This window comes from Acinetobacter sp. BIGb0102 (assembly GCF_003815055.1).
GTDB classification, from domain to species: Bacteria; Pseudomonadota; Gammaproteobacteria; order Pseudomonadales; family Moraxellaceae; genus Acinetobacter; species Acinetobacter vivianii.
On record NZ_RKQE01000013.1, the window covers coordinates 281,882 to 308,058 of the forward strand.

The 26,177-nt window shown below is 42.4% G+C and carries 23 protein-coding genes and 2 tRNA genes; 11 read left to right on the forward strand and 14 right to left on the reverse strand.

The genetic code is table 11. The features are described 5' to 3' along the window. Positions 1–10 precede the first annotated feature (10 nt). Together EC846_RS12620 and EC846_RS12625 are read right to left on the reverse strand one after the other, a co-directional pair. Positions 11–892: a hypothetical protein gene (locus EC846_RS12620; protein ID WP_123775357.1), complete on the reverse strand. Its 882-nt coding sequence runs from the start codon at positions 890–892 to the stop codon at positions 11–13. Positions 893–955: 63 nt separating this feature from the next. Beyond that, positions 956–2,503: an esterase-like activity of phytase family protein gene (locus tag EC846_RS12625; RefSeq protein WP_123775358.1), complete on the reverse strand. Its 1,548-nt coding sequence runs from the start codon at positions 2,501–2,503 to the stop codon at positions 956–958. A gap of 556 nt (positions 2,504–3,059) precedes the next feature. Between EC846_RS12625 and EC846_RS12630 the strand changes: the two genes are divergently transcribed. After that, the gene (locus EC846_RS12630) at positions 3,060–4,352 is read left to right on the forward strand and encodes an MFS transporter (RefSeq protein WP_005260039.1); all 1,293 of its coding nucleotides are present in this window, start codon (positions 3,060–3,062) and stop codon (positions 4,350–4,352) included. 66 nt (positions 4,353–4,418) lie between these two features. Here EC846_RS12630 and EC846_RS12635 read toward each other — a convergent pair whose 3' ends face one another. After that, positions 4,419–5,183: an HD domain-containing protein gene (locus EC846_RS12635; RefSeq protein ID WP_123775359.1), complete on the reverse strand. Its 765-nt coding sequence runs from the start codon at positions 5,181–5,183 to the stop codon at positions 4,419–4,421. 405 nt (positions 5,184–5,588) lie between these two features. Here EC846_RS12635 and EC846_RS12640 point away from each other — a divergent pair, with 405 nt between their 5' ends. Beyond that, on the forward strand, positions 5,589–6,896 hold the full coding sequence (locus tag EC846_RS12640; RefSeq protein ID WP_123775360.1) for a CitMHS family transporter: 1,308 nt from the start codon (positions 5,589–5,591) through the stop codon (positions 6,894–6,896). 88 nt (positions 6,897–6,984) lie between these two features. Here EC846_RS12640 and EC846_RS12645 read toward each other — a convergent pair whose 3' ends face one another. Beyond that, positions 6,985–7,869, reverse strand: coding sequence for a LysR family transcriptional regulator (locus tag EC846_RS12645; protein ID WP_123775361.1), 885 nt, complete (start codon positions 7,867–7,869; stop codon positions 6,985–6,987). A gap of 106 nt (positions 7,870–7,975) precedes the next feature. Here EC846_RS12645 and EC846_RS12650 point away from each other — a divergent pair, with 106 nt between their 5' ends. Further along, the gene (locus EC846_RS12650) at positions 7,976–8,731 is read left to right on the forward strand and encodes an SDR family oxidoreductase (protein ID WP_123775362.1); all 756 of its coding nucleotides are present in this window, start codon (positions 7,976–7,978) and stop codon (positions 8,729–8,731) included. 46 nt (positions 8,732–8,777) lie between these two features. On the opposite strand, the gene EC846_RS12655 is transcribed toward EC846_RS12650, so the two are convergent. The 5 genes from EC846_RS12655 to EC846_RS12675 all read right to left on the reverse strand — a co-directional run bounded on the left by EC846_RS12655 (position 8,778) and on the right by EC846_RS12675 (position 15,761). Continuing rightward, the gene (locus EC846_RS12655; protein ID WP_004776114.1) at positions 8,778–9,095 is read right to left on the reverse strand and encodes an AzlD domain-containing protein; all 318 of its coding nucleotides are present in this window, start codon (positions 9,093–9,095) and stop codon (positions 8,778–8,780) included. Then, complete coding sequence (locus tag EC846_RS12660) at positions 9,092–9,805, reverse strand: AzlC family ABC transporter permease (protein ID WP_123775363.1); 714 nt, start codon at positions 9,803–9,805, stop codon at positions 9,092–9,094. The genes EC846_RS12655 and EC846_RS12660 overlap by 4 nt, the downstream gene beginning before the upstream one ends. Positions 9,806–9,882: 77 nt before the next feature. Continuing rightward, positions 9,883–10,713: an AraC family transcriptional regulator gene (locus tag EC846_RS12665; protein ID WP_004776118.1), complete on the reverse strand. Its 831-nt coding sequence runs from the start codon at positions 10,711–10,713 to the stop codon at positions 9,883–9,885. A gap of 230 nt (positions 10,714–10,943) precedes the next feature. Continuing rightward, the gene (locus EC846_RS12670) at positions 10,944–13,133 is read right to left on the reverse strand and encodes a SulP family inorganic anion transporter (protein WP_123775364.1); all 2,190 of its coding nucleotides are present in this window, start codon (positions 13,131–13,133) and stop codon (positions 10,944–10,946) included. A gap of 282 nt (positions 13,134–13,415) precedes the next feature. Then, on the reverse strand, positions 13,416–15,761 hold the full coding sequence (locus EC846_RS12675; protein WP_123775365.1) for a Tex family protein: 2,346 nt from the start codon (positions 15,759–15,761) through the stop codon (positions 13,416–13,418). A gap of 416 nt (positions 15,762–16,177) precedes the next feature. On the opposite strand from EC846_RS12675, the gene ompR reads away from it, so the two are divergent. The 3 genes from ompR to EC846_RS12690 all read left to right on the forward strand — a co-directional run bounded on the left by ompR (position 16,178) and on the right by EC846_RS12690 (position 20,232). Next, entirely contained in the window at positions 16,178–16,942 is a 765-nt protein-coding gene (gene ompR / locus EC846_RS12680; RefSeq protein WP_004657337.1) for a two-component system response regulator OmpR, read from the forward strand. A 17-nt stretch (positions 16,943–16,959) separates the two neighbouring features. Continuing rightward, positions 16,960–18,417, forward strand: a complete 1,458-nt coding sequence (locus EC846_RS12685; protein WP_069577703.1) for an ATP-binding protein — start codon at positions 16,960–16,962, stop codon at positions 18,415–18,417. A gap of 300 nt (positions 18,418–18,717) precedes the next feature. Next, positions 18,718–20,232: an acetyl-CoA hydrolase/transferase family protein gene (locus EC846_RS12690; protein WP_123775452.1), complete on the forward strand. Its 1,515-nt coding sequence runs from the start codon at positions 18,718–18,720 to the stop codon at positions 20,230–20,232. Positions 20,233–20,291: 59 nt separating this feature from the next. Here EC846_RS12690 and EC846_RS12695 read toward each other — a convergent pair whose 3' ends face one another. From EC846_RS12695 to EC846_RS12710, 4 genes are all read right to left on the reverse strand, one after another. After that, positions 20,292–21,023, reverse strand: a complete 732-nt coding sequence (locus EC846_RS12695; protein WP_123775366.1) for a class I SAM-dependent methyltransferase — start codon at positions 21,021–21,023, stop codon at positions 20,292–20,294. Positions 21,024–21,120: 97 nt separating this feature from the next. After that, positions 21,121–21,196 (reverse strand) — tRNA-Phe (locus EC846_RS12700). 143 nt (positions 21,197–21,339) lie between these two features. After that, positions 21,340–21,415 (reverse strand) — tRNA-Phe (locus EC846_RS12705). 106 nt (positions 21,416–21,521) lie between these two features. Next, positions 21,522–21,899 carry a GNAT family N-acetyltransferase gene (locus EC846_RS12710; protein ID WP_004776129.1) on the reverse strand — a complete coding sequence of 126 codons (378 nt, stop codon included), beginning with the start codon at positions 21,897–21,899 and terminating at the stop codon, positions 21,522–21,524. A gap of 105 nt (positions 21,900–22,004) precedes the next feature. Between EC846_RS12710 and hisB the strand changes: the two genes are divergently transcribed. The 5 genes from hisB (at position 22,005) to hisA (ending at position 25,561) form a co-directional block, all read left to right on the forward strand. After that, on the forward strand, positions 22,005–22,598 hold the full coding sequence (gene hisB, locus EC846_RS12715) for an imidazoleglycerol-phosphate dehydratase HisB (RefSeq protein ID WP_004776131.1): 594 nt from the start codon (positions 22,005–22,007) through the stop codon (positions 22,596–22,598). Continuing rightward, a complete protein-coding gene (gene hisH, locus EC846_RS12720) occupies positions 22,598–23,215 on the forward strand; it encodes an imidazole glycerol phosphate synthase subunit HisH (RefSeq protein ID WP_004776132.1) in 618 nt (205 codons plus the stop codon). Before hisB ends, hisH begins: the two co-directional genes overlap by 1 nt. 154 nt (positions 23,216–23,369) lie before the next feature. Then, positions 23,370–23,897, forward strand: coding sequence for a DUF805 domain-containing protein (locus EC846_RS12725; protein WP_123775367.1), 528 nt, complete (start codon positions 23,370–23,372; stop codon positions 23,895–23,897). Between the two features lie 106 nt (positions 23,898–24,003). Beyond that, the gene (locus EC846_RS12730; protein ID WP_123775368.1) at positions 24,004–24,675 is read left to right on the forward strand and encodes a 3'-5' exonuclease; all 672 of its coding nucleotides are present in this window, start codon (positions 24,004–24,006) and stop codon (positions 24,673–24,675) included. A 151-nt stretch (positions 24,676–24,826) separates the two neighbouring features. Further along, positions 24,827–25,561, forward strand: a complete 735-nt coding sequence (hisA, locus tag EC846_RS12735) for a 1-(5-phosphoribosyl)-5-[(5-phosphoribosylamino)methylideneamino]imidazole-4-carboxamide isomerase (protein ID WP_123775369.1) — start codon at positions 24,827–24,829, stop codon at positions 25,559–25,561. A gap of 45 nt (positions 25,562–25,606) precedes the next feature. Here hisA and EC846_RS12740 read toward each other — a convergent pair whose 3' ends face one another. Continuing rightward, entirely contained in the window at positions 25,607–26,158 is a 552-nt protein-coding gene (locus EC846_RS12740) for a helix-turn-helix domain-containing protein (RefSeq protein ID WP_123775370.1), read from the reverse strand. Positions 26,159–26,177 lie beyond the last annotated feature (19 nt).

A 26,177-nucleotide genomic window follows, 5' to 3' on the forward strand; every position in this document is an offset into this window, starting at 1 on the left:
TTTTTATGTGTTATTGGCAGAAACCTGACTGATAATCATAGACAAATTGTGTTTTTGTCGCAGTTGAGCTCGATGCATTAAATTGTGTCAGTGTCTTTAAAGCAGCAAAACTTAAAGCTGCACGCGACACTACTTTTTTGGTGTAATTGCCATTGGCATCTGCATACTTAAATGAAACTTCTGCCACAGCAGGCTTTAATCCACTATAAGGCATCTGCGTATACCATAAGCTGAGTTCAATATCCGCATCGAACTCTCCCAAATCAATACTCGGACCCGCATACTTACGTTCATAAATGGTTAGACCACTCACCACCTGTAAGGCCTGAGTATTACTAAAACTATAATTATTTTTAAAACCTGTAAATAAGGTATTAATATCTTCAAAGTCATTCAACGTCCGTGTGGTTGAAACAGTTGTCGACTTACTTGCAGCCACTAAAAAGCCAAGATTATCCTTACGGGTAATATCATCTTCAAACTTGGTTTTTGCACCTGCCACACTACTGCTCAGATCTTCAAAGTCAGTAATATAATGATCATAGCCGCGGTATTTCAATGTGACTTCTTTGGCACCATTTTCAATCCGCTCTCTCAGGCTATAACCCATACTATTCAGCGGGCAGCTTCCCTGTGTGTCATAAAACCGGATTTCACGCTGTGCATCCAGTCCCATAGTGCCTGTCACTGTACGGCTAATCTTGTTTTCGATCACCGTTTTTGCTTGGGTAAAATAGCGATTTACATCACTTGCTTCCGTTCCATAATTAAAGTTATTCGGATCTAATAATAATTTGTATTCACGGCTTGTGACTTTAGGCACTGCATGGGTAATACAAGGCAAAATCATCGCGACAACCAAAATACCAAGCATTTTTTGTTTATGTTTCATGTTGTTATGACCTGCAAAAATACGATAAAAAAGCCCCAAAGCGTTGCATCTTGGGGCTGCAAGTTATGGGTTAAAAAGATTCAGTTTATCGATGACATATAAAGTGGATGCATCAATTCGTGTTCGTGCCTGATCGAGGTATTTTGCTTCCAGACCTTTACTGTTCTTCCATAATCCCATGTCATCATCATTCACGACACCTAAATGGTGCTGGTCAATCAGCCATAAATCTTCCATTTTGTCATGTGCATAGCTCACCCGTTTTGCCATATCCAGCACCAGTGTTTTGCTTACAGGCTGAATATTTAAAGCCTGAAGTTTGTCCCACCCTTGCGCCAGAACATACTGTTCCAGTGTTTTGCCTGCAATGGTTAAACCAAGTTTCGGGTCTTGCTGAATATCGCCTTGGACGGTGATGCTTTCCAGATTAGTTGCATTACGTAAATCAATACGATAAACGTGCTTCATGATATTTGGCTCATCCTTTAAGAATGCTCCATCTCGCTCAAGCACTAAAAATTCATGTTCATTGATTGCCACAATCGCAGAGTTCGAGTTGGCCTCGATCTCTTGACGATACAGATATTGTCCAACTTTTCCTGTTTCCAGATTAATGGTCACGATACGTGTCAGTGTCGATTTATTTACAGCTTTAGTTGGCAAGTCCATTGTGGACTGCATGATACCCACCAAAGTTTTCTGATCTGGGGTAATGGTTAAACCTTCCATGCCTCGGTTGGCACGGCGATAGCTAAATTCTTGCGGTAAAGTAAACACATTGCGCGTATCGTTCGGAAATGGATTAATCCGTCCGATTTCCTTGCCATTGGCATCATAGTGCACGATGTGTGGACCATATTCATCACTGACCCAGAATGTGCCATCTTTTAAAGCGGCAAGCCCTTCACTATCCAGACCATAATCATCTAACTTGATCGGATTGCTGACAGGATCATAAGGTTTGTCTGGGTTTACCGTAATCACACGGCCATTGATGTCATACGGTGTTTCACCTGTTCCGCCAAGTGCCGCAGTATTCGGTAAGCCACTAATATTTTTACCATTACGGTCTTTCAATAAAATGGTTTTCACCAACTTCACTGAAGCATCGTCCTGTACCTCGAACAGGCCGATTTTAGGCACATAATCTGGAAGTGGAAAAATCTTGCCTGCCCCATGTACACCATCATCGTAATCTGCATTTGGTCCACGATCTGTCAGGGCATAGAACTGCTTTTTGTTACTTGGATGTGCGGCTACATCTGAGCCAAAGCCACCTTGACGAATGGAAAATGGACTATCAATGGTCGTACCATTAGCCTGATATTGACCTAATACCTGATAAGGCAAAACACTGCCTTGTGCAAATAAATTGGGGCCACACTGTACCGAACTTTGCTGCACTTCATCAGCATCTAACTGGCCATTTCGATTTTTATCTAACCCACTTTCAAAACGGGTTCCCCCACTCCAGCAATCATCATTGCCTAAGGCCAATGGACTTTGTTTGACCAAGCTATTCAAGCCATCTTGTCCATTATCTCCATCGGAACAAGCTGTTATTAGTGTTAGCGATGTCAAAAGCATCAAACTCAGCGATGTTTTTTTCATTGTTTTTCAATATCATTATCAAAGGTGGCTTTATGCTAAAAAGCAAAAATGACAGACTGATGAAAAAACACCCAATAAAAAGAACGATTAAGCGTGTGTATAAACCAAAACTTATCCACAGCTTCGCTGATTTAATCACCAGCCCTAACGATTCGGCCTGTTTATAACCTAATTAGAGGATATCCATTTTTAATGTATTGACCAAGATTTAATCTCCACAAAGCCATTCAATTAATTTCAAAGAAATAGTGCAAATGCTATGCACCAAAATAGTTCTTTTACATTCCATTTACACAAATTAAATGAGAGAGCTAAAAGTATTATCCCTGTGTAGTACTCAATTATTTGCTTTTTAAAAGATTAAAACCTATACATTGACCATTCTGACATCCTATATCTGTCAATGATTTAGCTCAAAATCACGCATATTCTCCGCATATAAAAATGTATTCATAAAAAGCATACAAAATAGTGTCATTTTCATGCTTCTTTAGCGGTATATAACATTCTGTAAAGATTCAGTTACAGAATCTTGCTTGGTTGAAAAGGAACGTATATGAGTCAGGTATATAGCAAGGAAGAAAAAAGAAGTCGCATCAAAGGTATTGTCGGTGCGGCATCAGGGAACTTGGTTGAATGGTTTGATTTCTATATTTATGCCGTCTTTGCTGCTTATTTTACGCATGCATTAACTGCGCCAGATATGGAGCCAACCACGAAAGCGATTTATGTCTGGGGTGTATTTGCTGCTAGCTTCTTTATGCGTCCAATTGGTAGCTGGTTATTTGGACGTATCGCTGACCGTAGCGGTCGTAAACAGTCCATGGTGATTTCTATCTGTCTGATGGCGTTGAGTTCATTCCTCTTTGCGGCATTACCAACGTATGATCAAGTCGGTATGTGGGCACCCTTCTTGCTCCTGATGGTTCGCTTATTGCAGGGTCTTTCTGTCGGTGGAGAATATGGTGCGGTAGCCACCTACATGAGTGAGCTGGGGTTAAAAGGACAACGTGGTTTCTTTGCTTCGTTTCAATACGTCACACTCTCAGGCGGTCAGTTACTCGCAAGCTTACTCGGGGTTATCTTGCTTGGCTTTATGACTGAACAGCAATTGAATGATGGCGGCTGGCGTATCCCATTCGTGATTGGTGGTATTGCTGCAATCTTGTCTTTACTGGCGCGTAGTCGTTTAGAAGAAACCTTATCGCATGAAGATGCGGAACGTGAGGAATCAGGTAGTTTAGTTGCCTTACTTAAACAGCACTGGAAAACCTTCCTGCTGGTAGTGGGTTATACCTCTGCGGGTTCACTAACTTTCTATGTTGTTACTGTTTATTCTAAAACTTACCTGACCAACATTGGTATGGATGGCAAAACCGTTGGTTTCATCATGACAACAGCATTGTTTGTCTTCATGTTGGCGCAACCTTTGTTTGGTATGCTTTCAGACCGAATTGGCCGTCGTGCTTCCATGCTGGCTTTCAGTTTACTCAGCGCAATCTTTATCTATCCAGTGATGGTGACAGGTATGCGAAGCTTTGTTGATTCGCCTGTCATTATTACCTTATTACTGATTTTCTTGATGATGCTGCTCAGTTTCTACACCTCGATCAGTGGTTTGGTGAAAGCAGAAATGTTCCCTCCACATGTTCGTGCCTTAGGTGTTGGCTTCTCTTATGCAGTGGGTAATGCCTTGTTTGGTGGTTCAGCACCTTCGGTTGCATTACTCTTTAAAGATGCAGGCATTGAAAATATCTTCTTTATTTATGTGATTATCATGCTGACAATCTGCTTCTTCTGTAGTTGGGCATTACCGAAGAAACCAGAATATCTGGAACATGACCACTAAATAAATTCGAGTCGAAATACTGAAAAACCACTTTTGTTTAGGCAAGAGTGGTTTTTTTATTTTGGCTTATTCCAAGTAAGGATTTAAATTCACTAACTGTTTAAAACCGCTCTGTACGATCATGGCAGTACGGGATTGGGGCCGTTTATGTGCTTCTTGTTGCGTAAATTCAATCATGATCCGATTAAAATCGAGACGAGGATATTTTTGCTGCAGTTGCTGTCTAAACTGTTTTGAAAACTCAAAGCCACGGCTTCCAATCACATCACAACTAGCAGCTTGTTGTAATAAATGAGCCTCAACGCCTTCCTCAAGTCCAACATATGGATTCATATGCATACTGATCACATCAAAAAGCTGATCAGCGCGTCCTTCTTCCCAACCTTGTTGAATTGACCAGTCTTTTGCAGCATAAGCACCTTGTCCAGCAAAACAACGACAATCTGCATGATGCTGATCATATTGTGCCGTCATCCCCAAGTCATGTAACAGACAGGAGACAGCTAACAGTTCATGATCACATGGGTGTTGGTGTATTTTGGCAAAGGCACTGGCATAGCACCATGTTCGAAGACAATGATTCTGTAAAGCCGCAGTACTACAAGATTGCATTTGATCTAAGGCATGTAGCACATCTGCGCTATCAGGTAATGTGAGATCCTCAATACTCAGCTCATGCTGTTTATCCACCTTGTCACGATGTGCTAAGGCATAGCTTTTAATTGTTTGTTGAATGACAGGAAATAAGCTATGGCTGAGTAACGCCAAACGGTCTCTTAAAGCTAAATCACCTGAAGTCCGTGTCATCCATATTTGTCGGCCAATTTGCATTGCATTTCTCAAATTAGAGTAATTACTCTAATTTTTAAAGCAAAGAATTCATAATGTCAAAATCTTTAACTTGCTTTGATTCAGATGTTCTAAAAAATAGGTCGTTATTAAAAAAATAATCCTTAACTTCATCACAAAGAACTCGACTATATCTCCTGATTATACGAATAAGGAAATGCTGATAACTTATCCACTTTTCAGATAGTTTTGCCCATCATTTAAAGTCTATTTTTGCAATAAATTAAACAAATTGTTCATTTATTCATCTTTTCGTGCAGTTTTTCTTCTTAAATTTAAGCTTATTTTAAGATTTTATGCATAATGGACGGCGCTTTATTTTTTTATTTTTGGTGTACTTTTAACACTTTTTTTATGGCAAGAAGTTACGGCTTAAGGGAGTAAATAATGCTTACGCTGATAGGTATTCTAATTATTGTAACGATTGTCGCGTTACTCATGTCTGGCAAAACCAGCCCGATCGTCGCAATGTCGATTGTTCCACTTATTGGGGCTTTAATTGCTGGTTTTTCTATTAGCGAGATTTCTGGTTTCTTTGAAGCAGGGCTATTAAAAGTCAGCAAAGTGGCCACCATGTTTTTATTTGCCATTTTGTTTTTCAGTATTTTAAAAGAGTTACATGTCTTTGATCCAATGATCCGGAACATGGTGCGCATGACCCGCGGCAATGTGGTGATTGTTGCGGTGATGACCACCCTGATTGCTGCCGTTGTCCATCTGGATGGTTCTGGCGCAGCAACTTTTCTCATTATTATTCCCGCTTTACTTCCGCTCTACCGCAAACTGGGTATGAGTCCTTACCTGATGCTTTTATTGATGGCTGGCAGTATGGGCATCATGAATATGGTGCCATGGGGTGGCCCGCTAGGCCGTGCTTCTGCGGTAACGGGTATTGAAGCTGCTGAACTCTGGCGTAGCCTGATTCCTGTTCAGATCATCGGGGTTGTAGGTATGATGGGCTTTGCAGTGTTGATGGGTTTACGTGAAAAGAAACGTATTCTGGCTGCGCAAGCGTTAGGAACCACTCCTTTTGAGCAAGACTGCATGGCAGCTGACATGGCTGAAGATGTACAAGAAGAAGTGAAACCTAAAAAATTCTGGTTTAACATCGGCTTGGTGGTTGTTGCAGTAATCTGTCTGGCTTTTGGTCTGTTCTCAGCGCCCTATGTCTTTATGATTGCATTATCACTGGTCTTACTGGTGAACTTCCCGAAACCAAGAGAACAAATGGCGGTGATTAGTCGTCATGCACCTCAGGCATTAAGCATGGTTGCAATCATTTTTGCGGCGGGTGCTTTCTTGGGAATTCTCTCAGAATCAGGCATGTTAAAGTCCATCGCACTGGATTTGATTCATATTTTACCAACGACTTGGGTCGGTAGCCTGCATATTTTGGTCGGCATATTGGGTGTTCCAATGGATCTATTTACCAGCACCGATGCTTACTACTTTGCCCTCTTGCCAATTGTTCAGGAAGTGACTGCAACAGCTGGTGTAAGCGCTGATTCAGTGGTTTATGCCATGGCGATTGGTAATAACGCAGGAACATTTGTCAGCCCATTCTCACCCGCAACATGGCTTGCGATGGGTCTTGCAGGTACAGATATGGGACGTCACTTACGCTACTCGTTTGGCTGGATCTGGCTATTTAGCTTCTTCACCTTAGGTGTTGGTTTCTTGTTGGGCCTTTATTAATTCTTGCCAAAATAAAAAGCATACTTCGGTATGCTTTTTTATTGTCTGAACATTTTAACTTTATTCAGATAAAAGTTGAGATGATTGCCTAAAGCTGACTTTTTAATAATTCATCCAGCCATTCAATAAAATCCTGAAAATATTTAGGGCGATACTGACGGTCCGTCAACAAAATATTCACTGGCAATTGCAAACTTGGGACTTCGATAAATAAGCGCTGTAATCGTCCTTGTTGTACATATGGTGCAGCATCAAATTCAGGAATCTGGATAATACCAATCCCTGCTAAGCCTGCCTGAATATAGGCTTCGGTATTTTCAATCAATAAACGATACGGCATTTTTATTCGCTGATCCCGAAATACCAATTCACTCCATTCCCGATAATGTTTCGCCACATGATAGTCCACAGCGTAATGCTGCTGGAGTTCCTCAAAGTCCTTCGGTTCACCAAATTCGGATAGATAATTCGGTGCTGCTAATGTCCAGATGTGGGTCTGTGTGATGGGCCGAATCAGTAGATATTCATCCTGCACCTGCCCAACCCGCACCACACAATCGAGTTGCTGCTCAATCAAATTGGAAAAATCATCACTGCCATTGACCAACACTTTGACTTTGGGATAGAGCTGATAAAAATGTAGTAAGTGAGGAATCAATACCTGTGTCGCCAACCGTTTGGGTAAGCCAATACTGATCTTGCCTTCTGCACTACGCACATGAGTTTTAAACCGATTTAGCTCTTTTAATTGCGTCACCAGACGCATCGCTTCCTCATAAAACAGACTCCCCTCATGCGTTAAAGATACTTTGCGCGTAGTGCGATAGAACAATAGCACTTCATATTCTTTTTCAAGCGCTTGTATTGCGTAGGTCACATTAGAACGTGGCAACCCCAGTTGCAATGCAGCTTGTGCAAAAGATTGCTTCTCTGCCACTAAACAAAAGATTTTTAAGCGGTCAATCTTATCCATTTTATTATTCAACTTTGTTGCACAATCAGTTCAATCCTAACAACTATTTCAAACAAAAAAATTCAATTAGCATGATTTTCATACAAAACAAAACGAGGATAAATCAATGTCAAAGCATGCTCTAAAAGGAAAAACCGTATTGATTACGGGCGGTGCCAAAAACTTAGGTGGCTTAATTTCACGTAAATTTGCTGAACAAGGTGCAAACTTACTCATTCATTATAATAGCGCAGCAACGCAAGCGGATGCAGAAGAAACTTTAAAGGCCGTGCAAGCGTTCGGAGCAAAAGCAATTTTGGTGCAAGCAGATTTATCCGATATCCAGAATATTGAAGCACTCTTTGTCAAAGCCAAAGCAGAATTTGGTGGCGTTGATATTGCCATCAATACCGTTGGGCGTGTCCTGAAAAAAGCATATCTGGACACCACGGAACAAGAGTTTGACAGGATGAACGATATTAACAATAAAATTGCTTATTTCTTTATTCAATCCGCAGGTCGTCATCTCAATCCGCACGGAAAAATCTGTACCATTGTGACCAGTTTACTTGCTGCCTATACGGGCCTTTATTCAACTTATGAAGGCTTAAAAGCACCAGTAGAACACTACACCCGAGCTGCATCGAAAGAGTTTGGCGAGCGTGGCATTTCGGTGACTGCGGTTGCACCTGGCCCAATGGATACGCCATTTTTCTATGGTCAGGAAGCACCAGAAGCCGTGGCTTATCATAAGTCTGCATCAGCCTTAGGAGGCCTGACCCAAATTGAAGATATTGAACCTCTGGTTCGCTTTCTGGTGACAGATGGCTGGTGGATTACAGGCCAAACCATTTTCGCAAATGGCGGTTATACCACCCGCTAATTCCAGAAATGAAACGCTTGGGCATTTTATTTAACAGCCCAAGCGTTTAATGCAACCAAAATACCAATCCGTAAAAACAGGCCAGACTCAAGATAATTGTCAGTAAGGTATGCTTCACCTTGTAGGCAATTACAATCGTGAGCAGCGTCGCCAGAAAATAGGGATTGAGTAAAGTGCTACGAAAAGCACCATGCTCATCCATAAACACAATCGGTGTTGCAATCGCGGTCAATAAACACGGCGCAGAATACTGTAAAGACTGTTGGAACCATTTCGGCAAACGTAATGGAATATTCGGTTCCAGCAGAATATAACGATTCATGAATACGACGATTGCCAGAATAATCAGAAGAAACCAACTCATGCCGCACGCTCCCGCAGATTCTGTAAACAGGTTGCCGTCAACATGCCAATCACACCAGCCAAGATCGCTGCACTTTTAATGCCCAGACTCAAGAAAACGACGGTCAGAATCACGGATACCAACACACCGACCAGCGTATTTAGGTTCTTAATAAATGGAATCACGATGGCAATAAAGGTAGCAACAATAGAAAAGTCTAAATGGTATTGATCCAGATTGGGCACCGAAGCTGCCAACAATACACCGCACAGGCTGAACAAGACCCAGCATAGATAAAAACAACTGCCTGCACCCAGCAAGTAATAAATATAGTGCTGCTGTTTTTTAATGCTGACTGCAAAGAGTTCATCGGTCAGTAAAAAGCCCAACATGAGACGATGCTTTAAAGGCTGTCTGGAAATATCTTCACGGAGATAGAGTGCATATAGATAATGCTGGGTCGTGATTAAAAAGACAGAAATGATGATCGTTAAAGCAGGTGTTCCTGCCATCACCAAACCTAAAGTCATTAATTGCGCTGCACCTGCAAAGACCAACGCCGACATCCCCACCGCCTGTAAGGTGGTTAGCCCAGCCTGAATTGCCATAGAACCTGCAAGTAAACCCCACGGTAACACGGCAAAACACAACGGTAATATTTTGACAACACCATTTAAAAATGCCCGCGTTACGGTCATGGATGTGTCATCAGTTACGCTGTCAGTTAACATCAAAATCACAATCGTTGATCAAAGACGGTATGACTATGCCAAATTTTGATTCAGGAGAATTGTATAAAATTGCTGTTTTATTTGAGATAGGCAATATAACCGCCGGGGGTAATACCAAAGGTCTGACGGAAATGACGACTAAAATGACTTTGATCCGAGAAACCACATTGCTGTGACACTTCAGATAAATTCAGTCCTTGTCTTAACAATCTTTGGGATTTCTGCAAACGCGCCTGTACCAACCATGCATGCGGTGACAATCCGACATGCTTTTTAAATTGTCTCAAGAAATGCCACTGGCTCAGATTGGCCATTTCTGCCAGCTCAGCCAAGGAAAACTCTTGCTCAGGCATACTTGCCATCAGTTCTTTAATATTGAGGATTCGTTGCTTAGCATTGCTCAAGTCGGTCACATGCGGTTTGACCTGACTGTATTTGGACACCAGCCATGCAATCGTAGACAAGAATAAGGTCTGTTTTAATAAGGTATTATTCGGTTGTTCAAGTAAATCAAATAATATGCGGAATTGTTGAGCCAAACCTTCATCATGCAGGACCGCTTCACGAAACCACGGCGCAGTGCCATGGACAGTAGTCAGATCTCGAGTAAGTTCATTAAATACTTCAGGCGTCGGATAAATCGCGCGATAACGCCAACCCGTGTCTACAGCCGAAGATCCCGTATGCACTTCATCGGCATTGACCAGAATAATATCGCCCTGTGGTGCCACATGATTGCCACCTGTACGATAAAAGCGTTGTGCGCCCTCTTCAATCACACCAATACAAAATCCTTCATGAACATGTCGTGAAAACTCCTGCTGATAGTAACTTGCTTTCAGCATTTCCAGACCACCCAGTTCTTCTAGGTGTAAGTAATCAACTTGTTCCCGAGGTCTACGCGACATCACGACCTCCTTTGAATTTTTTGCATCATGTCAGGTTAGCGCGATTGAATGAAATTTATAGAATAAAATTGCTGTTTATTCGGGCTATTCTACGCCTAAGACAGAACTACGTAAGACTTTATTCTCCTTTTCACTCGATAAAATTCCAATTCAAGAGACAAAAAAATAAATCTATCACAGCGCAAATAAAAAAAGCGCCTCAGAACAGGCGCTTTTTTTGGCTTTAAAGATCAACTATCCAGAAACTCGACATGTCCTGTTTTAACATCATAAATTGCCCCGACAATTGCAATTTCACCTCGCTCCAGCATCTCTCTCAATACTGGACTATGGGTAATGATGTATTGAATATTGTAGTGGACATTCATCGCCGTCACCTGATTGATAAAGGCCTTACTCAAATCACGTGGCTGCATGATGTCATAGACACTGTCGACCGAATGCATCAGTGGCCCCAGTACATACTGGATATGCGGCATCTCTGGGACATCGGCAACCTGTTTATGCTGCAAACGTAATTGGCAAGCACTGGTGACAGCACCACAATCGGTATGGCCCAAAACCAGAATCACCTTTGAACCTTTGGCCTGACAGGCAAACTCAAGCGAACCCAGTACTTTTTGTCCAGCAATATTCCCAGCAATTCTTAAACTGAATAAATCGCCAATCCCGACGTCGAAAATCATCTCGGTCGGGGCACGCGAATCCATACAGCCCAGTACCGCTGCAATCGGATGCTGTCCTTCATCCGCAGTGACTCGGATCTGACGATAAATATCCCGTTGCAGGCGTTCATTTTTCACAAAACGTTCATTTCCCTCTTTGAGCAGTGTGATCACTTCTTGTGGACTTAATTTACGTTGCAGTTCTCGGGTACTGATATAAATATCCAGTGCTGCTTCATCGACATCCTGATAATGTTGCTTAAATCCAATGAGCTTGAGATCGATCTGACGTTTACTGGCAGTTTCATTCTGATAGTCCTGAATCACTTGATAAATATCTGGATCAATCGAATCACACTGGGTTGCATCAATAATTAACTGTTGATGTTTATGCACATGTTCCAAGGCTGAGATCAATGCAGAACGGTTTAGAAAGGTCACTTGTGAAGGCAGTTCAATACGCGTCACGATGCCATGCAAATGCTTTTCTTTATAGACCCGTACCCCTTTATTAAAATTACCATAGAGAATGAAGCCGCTACTGGTCAGCAAACCGATTACGATGCCAGTCAATAAATCGGTCAGTAAAATTGCAACTAGCGTAATAATAAAAGGTAAGAACTGCTTCCAGCCTTTTTGATATAACTGTTTGAATAATTTGGGATGAGTGAGTTTAAAACCCGTCAAAATCAAAATAGCGGCCAGCGCAGATAGTGGAATCATGTTCATCAATGGCACAAAGAACAAGACCGCCAATAACAAAAGTACCCCATGAATGATGGTAGAGCATTTACTACGCGCCCCTGTATTGGCATTGACCGAGCTGCGTACAATCACCGATGTCACTGGCATTCCACCAATCAAACCCGACACAATATTACCCGCCCCTTGTGCCCACAACTCACGATTGGGTGGAGACGATCTTTTTTGTGAATCCAGTTTATCTGCGGCTTCCAGATTCAATAATGTTTCTAATGAAGCCACGATGGCCAAAGTAACCGCACCAGTGTAAATCAATGGCTCGGCCAGATAAGCAAAGTCAGGGAAAACCAGCACCTCTTGAGGCGCCTCTAAGATATTAGGCAATTGGATCAGGTTATCGGTTTGTACCGCCCACGGCGAACCAATATGAATTAAAATAAAATTTAAACCCGCAGCCAGTACAACGGCAATCAAGGCCGAAGGTAGAGCCAGTTTTTTCAATGGACTGCTATCCCAAGCCAGAATCAGAAATAAGCTCAGCAGGCCAATTAAGGCAGCGCCCAGATCAAAATGCTGAACCAAGGCACTCGGTGTACTGGTCCACAACATATCCCAAGAAAAGTTGGATAAACCCAATAAATAAGGCAATTGAGTCACTATCAGAATTGCACCAATCGCAGCCAGTAATCCCAAAATCACATTATTGGGAATAAAATTCGCAAAGAATCCCAATTTAAAGAGCCCAAATAAAATCTGTAAAATCCCGGCAAAGACGATACACAATAAAAAAGCGGCATAATTGCCGCCTAATTGATCCAGTTGTACCAGAATGACTGCAGTCAGTCCTGCTGCCGGACCCGAAACGCTAATGTGAGAGCCACTCAGCAGTCCGACAATAATGCCACCAACGATTCCAGCAATGATGCCTGAAATGATGGGCGCTCCAGAAGCTAAAGCAATACCTAGACATAAAGGCAAGGCCACGAGAAAAACGACAACGCCGGAGAGGAGGTCATTTAAATGGAATCTATTTTTCAGTGTTAAACTTGTCATGAGGCAACCATTTATAATAAAAAATAATTAATTTTTACTGCCTGAAAGTGTTTTCCCTACTTTAAGGCTTGCATGATATTGTCCGACAAAGTGCGAGGTTTAAAGTTTGGTTACATTATAACGTTGTATATTTATTTATCGATTTAAACCTATTTTTGTTGATCTTAAGATTCGCCTCATCTTAGATTTCAACAGGCTCTCAATCTACAGTGAATAAGCTGAACAATGCATAACCGCAATAAAAAAACCTCCCGAAGGAGGTTTTTTTTAGGCGTTATAAATTTACTTAGAACCTTTAATCCCAGCTTGTAATAACAACGCACCTAAACCACCAATTTTTTGCTCTTGAGGTTTATCAGATTTCGGCTTGTTATGTTGTGGGCGTTTAAAGTCACCTTCTTTGCGTGGTGGACGTTGACCCTGTGGCTTACGCTCAGTACGCTCTTGCGGAGCACGTTGCGGGCGCGCTGCTTTCGCTGGCGCAGAACCTTCTGCACGCATACTTAAGTTGACACGATTACGTTCCACGTCAACCTGCATCACACGTACTTGTACGATTTGACCTGGTTTCACTACTTTATGTGGATCAGATACAAATTCATTAGCAAGTTCAGAGATATGGACTAAACCATCTTGGTGTACACCCACATCAACGAAAGCACCGAAGTTGGTCACATTGGTTACCACACCTTCAAGCTGCATGCCTTCAGTCAGTTGAGCAACCTCAGTAATGTCTTCACGGAACTTCGCAGTACGGAACTCTGGACGTGGGTCACGGCCTGGTTTTTCCAATTCAGCTAAAACGTCCTGAATAGTCGGTAAACCAAATTTGTCATCAACAAACTCATCTGCCTTCACTTGGCGAATGATTTCAGTGTTGCCAATAATGTCTTTTACCGTAGTTGCTTTTGCCGCAACAATTTTTTCCACCAAGCCATAACTTTCAGGGTGAACAGCAGATGCATCCAATGGCTCTGAACCATTTTGAACACGTAAGAAACCTGCTGATTGTTCAAAAGTACGTTCGCCTAAACGTGGTACTTTTTTCAATGCCTGACGGTTATCAAAACGACCGTTTTCTTTACGGTATTCCACGATTTGCTGAGCAATCGATTTATTCAGGCCTGCAATATAAGCAAGAATTGCAGGAGAAGCCGTATTCACATCTACACCAACAGCGTTCACACAGTCTTCAACCACTGCATCCAGTGTTTTTGCCAAACCAGTCTGATTCACATCATGTTGATATTGACCTACACCAATTGATTTTGGATCAATTTTAACGAGTTCAGCCAATGGATCTTGCAAACGGCGTGCAATTGAAACTGCACCACGAATCGACACATCAAGTTCTGGAAGCTCTTGTGAAGCCAGCTCACTTGCAGAATAAACTGATGCACCCGCTTCACTTACGGTAATACGCGTCAATTTCAAATCTGCATTGGCCGCCATCATTTCTGCAACCAAAGCTTCGGTTTCACGACTTGCAGTTCCGTTGCCAATTGCAATAAGTTCCACGTGGAACTCTCGGCATAGACGAGCAAGTTCTGCAAGCGAACCTTCTTTATCTTCTTTTGGTGCAAATGGATAAATAGTGCTATGCGCCAGTACATCCCCTGCATCACTCACGACAGCAAGTTTCACGCCCGTACGGATACCAGGATCTACACCTAAAGTCGTGCGGCTACCTGCAGGTGCAGAAAGTAATAAATGACGTAAGTTTTCAGCAAAGACATCCATCGCTTCAGCTTCAGCAGCTAAACGCTTATCTGTTAATAATGAATGTTCAATTTGCGGACGGATTTTACCCAACCAGAATAATTTAGCGGTTTGCTTTAAATAATCCTGACGGCTTTGTGGTTGAAGCTGCTCAAGATTATATTCTGTCTCAATACGTGCCAATGGTGCATCATCTTCACCATCCACTTTTAAGCCCAGTACATTTTCCTGACGGCCACGTAACATCGCCAATAAACGATGTGAAGGTACTTTATTGAGATTTTCAGAAAATTCAAAATAATCACGGAATTTCTTGCCCACTTCTTTTTTCTCATCAGAAGCGACTGCACTTTTCAATACTGCAGTTTTAGCAAAAGTTTGTTTTAATTCAGTGATTAAGGCAATATTTTGTGCCCAGTCGTCAATCAGGATATGCTGGATTGCATCGAGCTGACTTTCAGTATCTGGATAATCTTCATGACTAAAACCAGCCAAAGCTTCAGCAGGATCAATTTGATCTGCAAGAATTTTTTCAGCAATTGGCCCTAAACCAGCTTCTTTTGCTTTAAATGATTTGCTGGTGCGTTTTGGACGATAAGGTGCATAAATTTCTTCTAATGCATTTTTCGTTTCAGCCGCATTTACACGTGCTAATAAATCATCGCTTAATTTATCTTGTTCTTGTAAAGATTGAATTACCTTCTCACGACGCTCGTATAAATCACGTAAATAAGTTAAACGTGTATCGAGTTGACGTAATTGCGTATCGTCTAAGCCTTGCGTGACTTCTTTACGGTAACGTGCAATAAAAGGAACGCTAGCACCTTCATCAATTAAACGAATAGCAGCTTCTACTTGGTTTGGACGTACGGCAAGTTCATTTGCCAACTGCTGAACTAAGTCAGTCATCGTGATTGATTCCACAAGGGTTAAGTCTAAAAGCAATGATTATAAAGTTCATGGCTATAAAATCCACCATTGTTTTTTTGAATATTGTGTTTTCGCTGTGTATAAATTTTAAACATAGCGCTTTATTTGGTCATTATGCACAGGGTTTTTAACAAAATCAGCCCCCTTATCTTTTATGCAAATCGCCGAATGTTTCCAAAACAAGCTGTTTTTTCTGCCTAAATATTGAAAAATAGGTTGATTGTCATGATTTTGCCTGTATATATTTGGTATCTATCTCTTGATTTTATTGGCAATATTTGTTGCTTTATAACATAGCCAAAACTGTGCAATGAATCGTATACTCGAAGGTCTATAGATATTTCACACTCGCATTGCATAAAGACGATGACAATAAACGATAAAGGAGCACAATCATGAGTTTAGTTGTACCTGCTGAATCGACGGAAACCGTACACCATGAGACAGACCGGGTCGAACGCATTTTAGTGGTCGATGACGATGTGCGCTTGCGTACGCTTTTACAACGTTTCCTCGAAGATAAAGGTTTCGTCGTAAAAACTGCTCATGATGCGACACAAATGGATCGTTTACTACAACGTGAACTATTCTCTTTAATCGTGCTTGATTTTATGCTCCCGGTAGAAGATGGTTTAAGTATTTGTCGTCGCTTACGTCAGTCTAATATTGACACGCCAATTATCATGCTCACTGCACGCGGTAGTGATTCTGACCGTATTGCAGGTCTTGAAGCGGGTGCAGACGATTACCTGCCAAAACCGTTTAACCCAAATGAGTTACTTGCCCGTATCCGTGCGGTACTACGTCGCCAAGTGCGTGAAGTGCCTGGTGCACCAAGTCAGCAAGTTGAAGTAGTCAGCTTTGGCCCTTGGTCACTCGACCTGTCTACACGTACCTTGACCCGTGAAGGTCAGGTAGTGACGTTAACTACAGGTGAGTTTGCGGTATTGAAAGCCCTCGTTCAACACCCTCGTGAGCCGTTAACACGCGACAAATTGATGAATCTAGCGCGTGGCCGTGAATGGGGTGCAATGGAGCGTTCAATCGATGTCCAAGTTTCGCGTTTACGTCGTTTAATTGAAGATAACCCTGCCCGCGCACGTTACATCCAGACCGTCTGGGGTGTGGGTTACGTTTTTGTTCCAGATGGCGCAGAGTAAGTTCAGGAAATTAAACGTTGAAACTTGAACCAATTGATCCACAAGAATTTACCGAGTTCGCGGCTTATTCCGAAAGGCCCCGAACGAAATGGGAACGTTTTTTAGATAAAATTAAACCGCGTTCCGCTGCCATGCGCACCACCATTCTGGTCTTGTTCATGGTGTTTTTTAGCCTGTTTATGTCCTTGTGGTTCTTTTGGCGAACGCTTTATCTTCCTGAATTGCAGCAACATGCCCGCTATCTTGCGATTGAACTGGAACTGGTCAACAATCCAGATATCCGTATTTTGCATCGTGATAGCGAAGTGGATGTCGATACATGGTTAAAAAATCGTATCGGCATTGAATATGTAACTGATCCCAAAGAATTTCCCAAAGTTGAAGATAAATTCCTAGCAGAACTGTTTACCAACCAGATTGAAGAAAAACTGGCGAAAGAGCTGGGCGTTAAAGACGTTACCGTTTATTTTAAATTTAAACCCATTCCACGGATCTGGATTCAAACGCCTGAAATGGATGGTAACTGGGTCAGAGAACCTTTAAAAACCTATACCAACTATAGTGTTGAGCTGATTGCTGGCTGGCTATTTGGTGTCCCGATTGTCTCCTCTATCATTATTTTAATTCTGGTTCGCCAAATGAATCGACCTTTACGTCGATTGCAAAATACCGCGAATAATTATAGTAAAACAGGCAAAGCCCCCTACCTCGATACCAATCATGGTCCGCTCGAAATCCGTCAGGTCAATCAGGCCTTTAACCATATGGTGTATACGCTGGAGCAAACCGAGCGTGATCGTCAAATCATGCTGGCGGGTATTTCGCACGATTTACGCACACCATTAACACGTATTCGCTTAACCGCTGAAATGCTACCTGATGAGTTTTTCCGTGAAGGTCTGATCTACGACGTGGATGATATGGACGCGATTCTGAATCAGTTCATTTCCTATATGCGTGATGGTTCCGATGAAGAGCTCACAGAGACCAATCTGAATAGCCTGTTGCAAGAACTGGTGGTGCAATTTAAACCACTAGATATTCGTTTTGAAGCACAAGAACTCCCGATCATTGCTGCCCGTAGTTTGTCGCTGAAACGCCTCATTGCCAATCTGATCAATAATGCCAAACGCTATGGTGCAGAACCGATTGAACTGTCTGCCAGTCATGTCGATGATCATATCCTGATTACCGTCGCCGATCATGGTGAAGGTATTCCACCTGATCAGGTCGAAGAACTGATGCAGCCTTTTGTACGCGGTAATTCTGCGCGCACCATTCAAGGTAGCGGACTTGGACTGGCAATTGTGAAACGTATTGTCGACATCCATCAAGGCCAGATCAATATTCGCAATCGTGAACAAGGTGGTTTGGAAGTGGTAATTTCTCTCCCTATTCCAACGGCTGCACCAGCAACCGAATCACCGAATAATGCCATTGATAAGATCAAGCAAACTCTTACAGGGCATTTCTAAACCAGAATCCTGAATCAATCGCATAAAATCTGTTGATTTAGACTAAAGTCGCCTATTTAATCACCACAAAATCGGCGACTTTCTATCCATTCGACACACTTGTTACAACTTGATTTATTCACCCCACATTTATCTTTTTTCTTCTAAATTCAATCAGCTATCTCGTATCTAAAAATCAGGCTGAAACATAAGTGCATAAAGCGTATGCAGCTGTATTAGACCTTAGCCTTATTTCAATTCACTTTTCATGTTTTAGCGCTAAAATCCATACCCAATGAAAAGCAAAATTGAGAATGGATGATGTCTTTAAGTCGTATTCGCCTAGCAGCTCTACACGACAAAGTGATGAGTGCAGAACAGGCTGCCAGCTTTATTAAAAATGATATGACGGTAGGTATGAGCGGTTTTACCCGTGCAGGTGAGGCAAAAGCTGTTCCTCAGGCATTGGTTGAACAAGCCAAGAAAAATCCGTTAAAAATCACGTTAATTACTGGTGCCAGCCTCGGCAATGACTTAGACAAGCAATTGACAGAAGCAGGTGTACTTGCTCGTCGTATGCCATTCCAGGTCGACAATACTTTACGTCGTGCCATCAACAACGGCGAAGTGATGTTTATTGACCAGCATTTATCTGAAACCGTTGAGCAAATGCGTAACCAGCAATTGAAACGCCCAGATGTTGCGGTGATTGAAGCGGTTGCGATTACCGAAGAAGGTCATATTGTTCCAACCACTTCTGTAGGGAACTCTGCGAGCTTTGCGATTTTTGCAGAAAAAGTGATTGTTGAAATCAATACATCTCTCAGTGAAAACTTCGAAGGTCTGCACGATATTTATATCCCGACTTACCGTCCAACACGCACCCCACTGCCATTAACGAAAGTACATGACCGTATTGGCTCAACTGCAATTCCAATCGATCCAGCGAAAATCGTCGGTATCGTATTGAATGATACGGCGGATTCTCCATCAACTGTGACCCCACCTGATGCTGAAACTCAAGGTATTGCGAATCACTTAATTAAATTCTTTGAAAAAGAAGTGGCTGAAGGCCGTTTAGCGAAGAACTTAGGTCCATTACAGGCAGGGATTGGTTCAATTGCCAATGCCGTTTTAACCGGTCTTAAAGATTCAAACTTTGAAGATCTGGTAATGTATTCAGAAGTACTACAAGACTGTACCTTTGAATTGATTGATGCAGGCAAAATGAAGTTCGCTTCAGGCAGCTCAATTACTTTATCAGCACAATGTGGCGAACGCGTTTTTGGCAATCTTGAAAAATACAAAGACAAGCTGGTGTTACGTCCACAAGAAATTTCCAACCATCCTGAAATCGTACGTCGCTTAGGGATTATCGGGATTAATACTGCGCTTGAGTTTGATATTTACGGTAACGTGAACTCAACGCATGTCTGTGGTACCAAAATGATGAATGGTATCGGCGGTTCAGGTGACTTTGCCCGTAATGCTCACCTTGCGATCTTCGTAACCAAATCAATTGCCAAAGGCGGCGATATTTCATCGATCGTGCCGATGGTCAGCCATGTCGACCATAATGAACATGATGTCGATATTCTGGTCACTGAAGTGGGTCTAGCTGATTTACGCGGCTTGGCACCACGTGAACGTGCGCGTGTGATTATCGACAACTGTGTACATCCACTTTATCAAGGTGCACTCAACGATTACTTTGACCGTGCTTGCGAACGTGGCGGCCATACGCCACATATTCTACGTGAGGCATTGTCTTGGCATGCCAACTTTGAAGAAACAGGTCATATGTTAGCACCTGTAGATATTGCTAAATCAGCTTAATATCTCCTTGGTTCTTCATCAAAAAGCATGCTTCGGCATGCTTTTTTATTATCAGTCTTTTAAATGCTTTGCCGCCCCACTCTCAGCAGAATAGGAAAAGTGACCTGCATCGGCTGCTGGATCAGCAGGATATCCTGTAAATCCGCTAAAGCACTGACTCGCATTTGATCTTGGTAATGTTTTATCGCAGACCAAGTATTCAGATAATCCCACAGCTGCTGTCCTGTCCAACGTAGTACAATCTGAAACTGCGGCATTGGAATTTCCTCAAAAGGAAATGGAATCGTTTGATAATGCTCATCAATATAGCGCCGCTCTGCATCCCAGAAGCCGTGTAAGGTCTGATGATAAAGTTGTCGTAACCGATCATTCAAAAGCGCGTCATCAAGCGCTAACAAGCCATAACCAATCACTGCAATCACGCCTTCTGGTTTGAGCGTTCGTTTCACTTGTGCGTAGAATTTTTCAAAGTCAAACCAGTGAATCGCCTGTGCAACGGTAATCAAGTCAAAATGATGATCTGGAAAAGTGCCCTGCTCCGCAGCTTGCTGTAAGTAGCTGACATTACTCAAAGCCGGCGCCTGATCGAGCTGGTTCTGGCTCAGATCAGTTGCGATCACCTGTTGAAAATACGGCGCAATCAGCCGCGTTAATTGTCCTGAACCTGCACCACAGTCCCATGCGCCATCAAAACCTTTAAGCTGCTTAATTAAGCTGTCTATGAGCGATTGTGGATAAGTTGGTCGCGCCTGTTGATAAAGTTCACTTTGCGCCGAAAATAGATCTTTCATACGATGTTATTCTTCAATTCTTCTATTTCGTCTCAATATAGCAAAATATTGAAGCAATAAAAAAAGCCTCAAACTTTCGTTTGAGGCTTTTTGAATATGGTGGCGAGACCCAGGATCGAACTGGGGACACACGGATTTTCAATCCGTTGCTCTACCTACTGAGCTATCACGCCAATGGGGTGTATTAAGCCGTATCTCGGCCCAATAGTCAATAATTATCATGAGCTTTTGATTTGATTGCCCATTTTTCACGCAATCATTTTTTTTAAGATAAAAAAAATCCCTGATGGGATCAGGGATTGAAAATACAAATTTATGGTGGCGAGACCCAGGATCGAACTGGGGACACACGGATTTTCAATCCGTTGCTCTACCTACTGAGCTATCACGCCAAAGTGGGCGTATTAAACAATGTTTGTCTAAGCCCGTCAAGCAAATTTGTGGATTTTTCGTTTAAGCGTTTAATTTTGCTACAAAGCATAATTTTAAGGCAGCTTTTTAGATTTTACCGAGATGCGACAGGCAACGATGGATCGCCCCGCAACCTGGTTCAAACTGTTGCACGCCCTGCGCTTCTTCCATGCGGCAAACCTCTTCAACCAGACGTTCTGCAACACCACGACCACGATTGGCTGGATGAACCACAATATATTCCAGAACACGGCTTTCACCTTGTCCTGTCGCCCAAATTGCACCTATAATTTTGGTGTTAAATTCGGCAGTGTAAACTGTGGTATATTGCTGTAGATTTTGTTCAAGTTGTTCCATTGCATCTTGCCCGTCACCAAACTCTGGGCTGGTATCGTAAAGTCGCTCTAGCTGAGTACGAATTCCTGAATCTTCCAGAGAACTGTAAGCATGTACGGTAATAGGCATTGATTAACCCTCCTGAGCAAACTATGATGCTGTCACTTTTTCGTCACAGCGAAACTATTGGTTTTTAATTCAATCATTTTTGACGTTTTTTTGAGGAACGTGTCCATGACGCAACGTATCAGTGAAGTGGTAAGAAATACCAACGAAACAAAAATTCGAGTTCGTCTCAATCTCGATGGTACTGGTCAAGGCACACTCAACACTGGAGTTCCATTTTTAGACCATATGATTGATCAAATCAAGCGTCATGGTCTATTTGATATCGACATTCATTGCGATGGTGATCTGGAAATCGATGACCATCATACCGTTGAAGACTGCGGAATCACACTGGGACAAGCCTTTGCCCAAGCTTTAGGTGATAAAAAAGGCTTACGTCGTTATGGGCATTTTTATGCACCTTTAGACGAAGCACTATCTCGTGTGGTGGTTGATCTGTCTGGTCGCCCTGGCTTATTTATGGATATTCCATTTACCCGTGCGCGCATTGGTAGCTTTGATGTCGATTTATTCTCGGAATTTTTCCAGGGCTTTGTCAATCATGCACTAATGACACTGCATATTGATAACCTGAAAGGCAAAAATAGCCACCACCAGATTGAAAGTGTATTTAAAGCGTTGGCGCGTGCATTACGTATGGCCTGTGAGGTTGATCCACGTGCTGAAAATACTATTGCTTCAACCAAAGGTAGCTTGTAATGACACGTATTGCTTTACTTGATTATGGCATGGGCAACCTACACTCTGCGGCAAAAGCGCTAGAGCATGTCGGTGCAACAGTGGACGTGACCAACGATCCTAAACTGATTGCCAAAGCTGATAAGATTGTGTTTCCGGGTGTAGGCGCAATGCGTGACTGCATGCAAGGTATGCGTGAAGCAGGGATTGATGAGGTGGTGCGTCAGGCAGCCTTCAACAAACCTGTTCTGGCAATTTGTGTAGGTATGCAAGCGCTGCTACAAAGCTCGGAAGAAAATGGTGGTGTTGATGCGCTTGGCATTTTCGATGGTGTGGTTAAACATTTCCCTGAAATTCCGAATTTAAAAGTGCCACACATGGGCTGGAATCAAGTACATCAGCTTGATCCAGAGCATCCAATGTGGAACAACATTGAACAAGATGCGCGTTTCTACTTTGTGCATAGTTATTATGTTGAGCCAAAAGATGCAGCAGTCACGGCAGCAACCTGTGATTATGGCGTGAACTTCTGTACGGCGATTCATAAAGACAATTTGTTCGCAACACAATTCCACCCAGAGAAAAGTCATACCGCTGGTTTACAGTTGTTAAAAAACTTTGTGGAATGGAAAATTTAAGCTTCACTCATACAGATCAAGTCCTTTGTTATGACTTGATCTGTTATATATAAAATAATTTAAGCATTAATTTAAAAAATTTCTTTAATATTCTAATGCATAATACATTTTTTCAGTTTTACAACTCCATAAAAACACTTAAATAGGAATAACAATGAATTCATCAACTCAAAACGTGGATCATCCACTAAGTGCTAAAGGCCGTTTTGGTCGGCTTTCCTATGCAGCTTGGACATTGTTAAGTTCAATCGCCGCAGTGATTATCATTTTTGTCTTGGCATTTGGCGCTGTGCTCGTGACTGGTGACAATCTCGAACAAGGGCAAGATTATCCAATCCTCGCAATTGTCCTGTTTATCATTCTTTATATCGTGTTCGTCTATTTCTCTTTTGTATTTACCATTCGTCGTCTACATGACCGGAATCAAACGGGTTGGTTGTCGTTATTAGCCCTTGTCCCCTTTGTAAATTTCATTTTCATTATTTATCTGCTCTGCGCTAAAGGAACAGAAGGGCCAAATAAATTTGGTTCTGTACGTGCAACTGCTGGCTGGGAAAAAGTTTTGGGCTGGATTTATATTGTGATTATTCCACTTGCCGTCATCTTTGCCTTAGTGGGCAGTGCAGTTCCTGCATATCAGGAATATGTGCAAAGAAGCCAGCAAACTCAGATTGAGCAATAGATAAATCAAGCTAAATAAATACGTCATGTTTGCTAAGCCAAGTTTCGACTTGGCTTTTTTATTTCAATAAAACCCTTTAAGCTCAGAGAAATGACTTGAGTTTTGAATGCAGATGGACACACCTCAACACGCAGTAGCGCCTCTAAGCAAAGAACAAATACGTGCCTTACCTGCTTTTGAAAACCTTGCTTCAGACAAGATTATTGTCATTCAAACGCTTGAACAATGCTTGGCCCTGCAAGATCAACTCAGCTCCATCCAAGTTTTCGGTTTTGACAGTGAATCGAAACCGACCTTTAAAGTGGGGGAAAAATCGACAGGGCCACACGTCATCCAGCTTGCAACCCGCAATAACGTTTATCTTTTCCAAGTCAGTACCGAAATTTTGGCCTTTTTAAAGCCCATTTTGGAAAATGAACAGCAACTCAAAGTCGGTTTTGGACTTAAAAATGATGCACATATTTTTCGTGGCAAAGATATCCAGCCCATGTCATTGATTGAACTTTCTAAAAGCTTTGCAAGTTTTGGTTATCGGAGCCAAGTCGGTGTACAAACCGCGATTGCCCTACTATTCCAGCGTTATTTTGCCAAGAGTAAAAAGATCAGTACCTCAAATTGGGCAGTGAAACGTCTTAGTCCTCAACAAATCAGTTATGCCGCAGCTGACGCTTATGCAGCACTGCTGGTATTTGAACAGCTTTACCAGCAACACCGATTCACACCACAATTACAACAACAAATCATGAAAATACTTGAAGGATCAACAGACAAGGCTTAGAGATTGATCAATACTTTGCTAATATAGGGCTCGCTGAACATTCAGAAATGCATTGCGTTGTAGGCTAAATTGCCTTCTTTGTCGCAATCATAGAGGGACGTTCAACAAGCCCCTAATAATTTAAACTCTATGATGACGCAAGGAGCGGTGTATGCTAATCATCCCAGCAATTGACCTGAAAGATGGTAAATGTGTCCGTTTAAAACAAGGACGTATGGAAGACGATACTGTTTTCTCTGATGACCCTGTGGCAACAGCACAACATTGGGTGGATGAAGGCGCACGTCGTTTACATTTAGTCGATTTAAATGGTGCTTTTGCCGGCACGCCGGTTCATAAACCTGTGGTTGAAGCGATTGTACGTGCACAGCCAGAACTGCCAATCCAGATTGGTGGTGGTATCCGTTCACTTGAAACCATCGAGCATTATTTAGAAGCTGGTGTTTCTTTTGTCATTATCGGAACTAAGGCAGTTAAAGAGCCTGAGTTTGTAGAAGAAGCATGTAAGCGTTTTGCAGGTCGTATTATTGTCGGTATTGATGCCATGAATGGCATGGTGGCAACTGATGGTTGGGCCAATATTACTGACGTCAAGGCGACTGATCTTGCGAAACGTTTTGCAGATGCAGGCGTATCAAGCATTGTGTATACCGATATTGCCCGTGATGGCATGATGCAAGGTGTTAACGTTGAGCAGACTGTCAATCTGGCAGACTATTCTGGCTTACCCGTGATTGCATCGGGCGGTGTGACCAACCTTGATGATGTACGCAACTTAAAAGGCCAAAAAGGTATTTTAGGTGCGATCACAGGCCGTGCAATTTATGAAGGTACCCTAAACCTTCGTGAAGCACAATTATTGCTCGATGAAGACAACCGTCTTTAATTTTGCATAAAAAAGAAGTTATCTGCCCAGATAACTTCTTTTGATTTAATACAGCACATTACGAATGAATTTTAATGGCTGTGTACCCCGATTGGCATAACAATAACGAATCGAACTTTCAAATAGAATAGAGTCGCCTGCCTGAATAACTCGTGTTTCCTGTTCAAATTCCAGACTTAACTCGCCTTCGAGCACATAAATGAGTTCTCGCCAGCCCTTTTGATCCGCTTCCGCATGATAAATCTCACCAACAGCCAATGACCACGTCCACAACTCAACTTGTGTATACGCTGGAACTGAGGCTAACAGTGTGGCATGACTGGTCGGATGCTCTCCTTGCCAAGCCAAGGTATTTACGATTTCCGATTCACCCAGTTCAGGTGCACTGACGATCCGCTTGAAATCAATTCCCAGCACTGCCGCAATTGCATCCAGTTTCGCCAGACTTATATTGACCTGACCTGTTTCCAAGGCAGCAATGGTACGGCGACTGACCCCTGCCCGATCTGCCAGTTCCTGTTGGCTTAAATGGCCCTGATCCCGAAAATGGCGGATATTTTTTCCTACATGGGTCAGGACAGTATCGGATGGATTCATAAACCACAATAATAAAAAA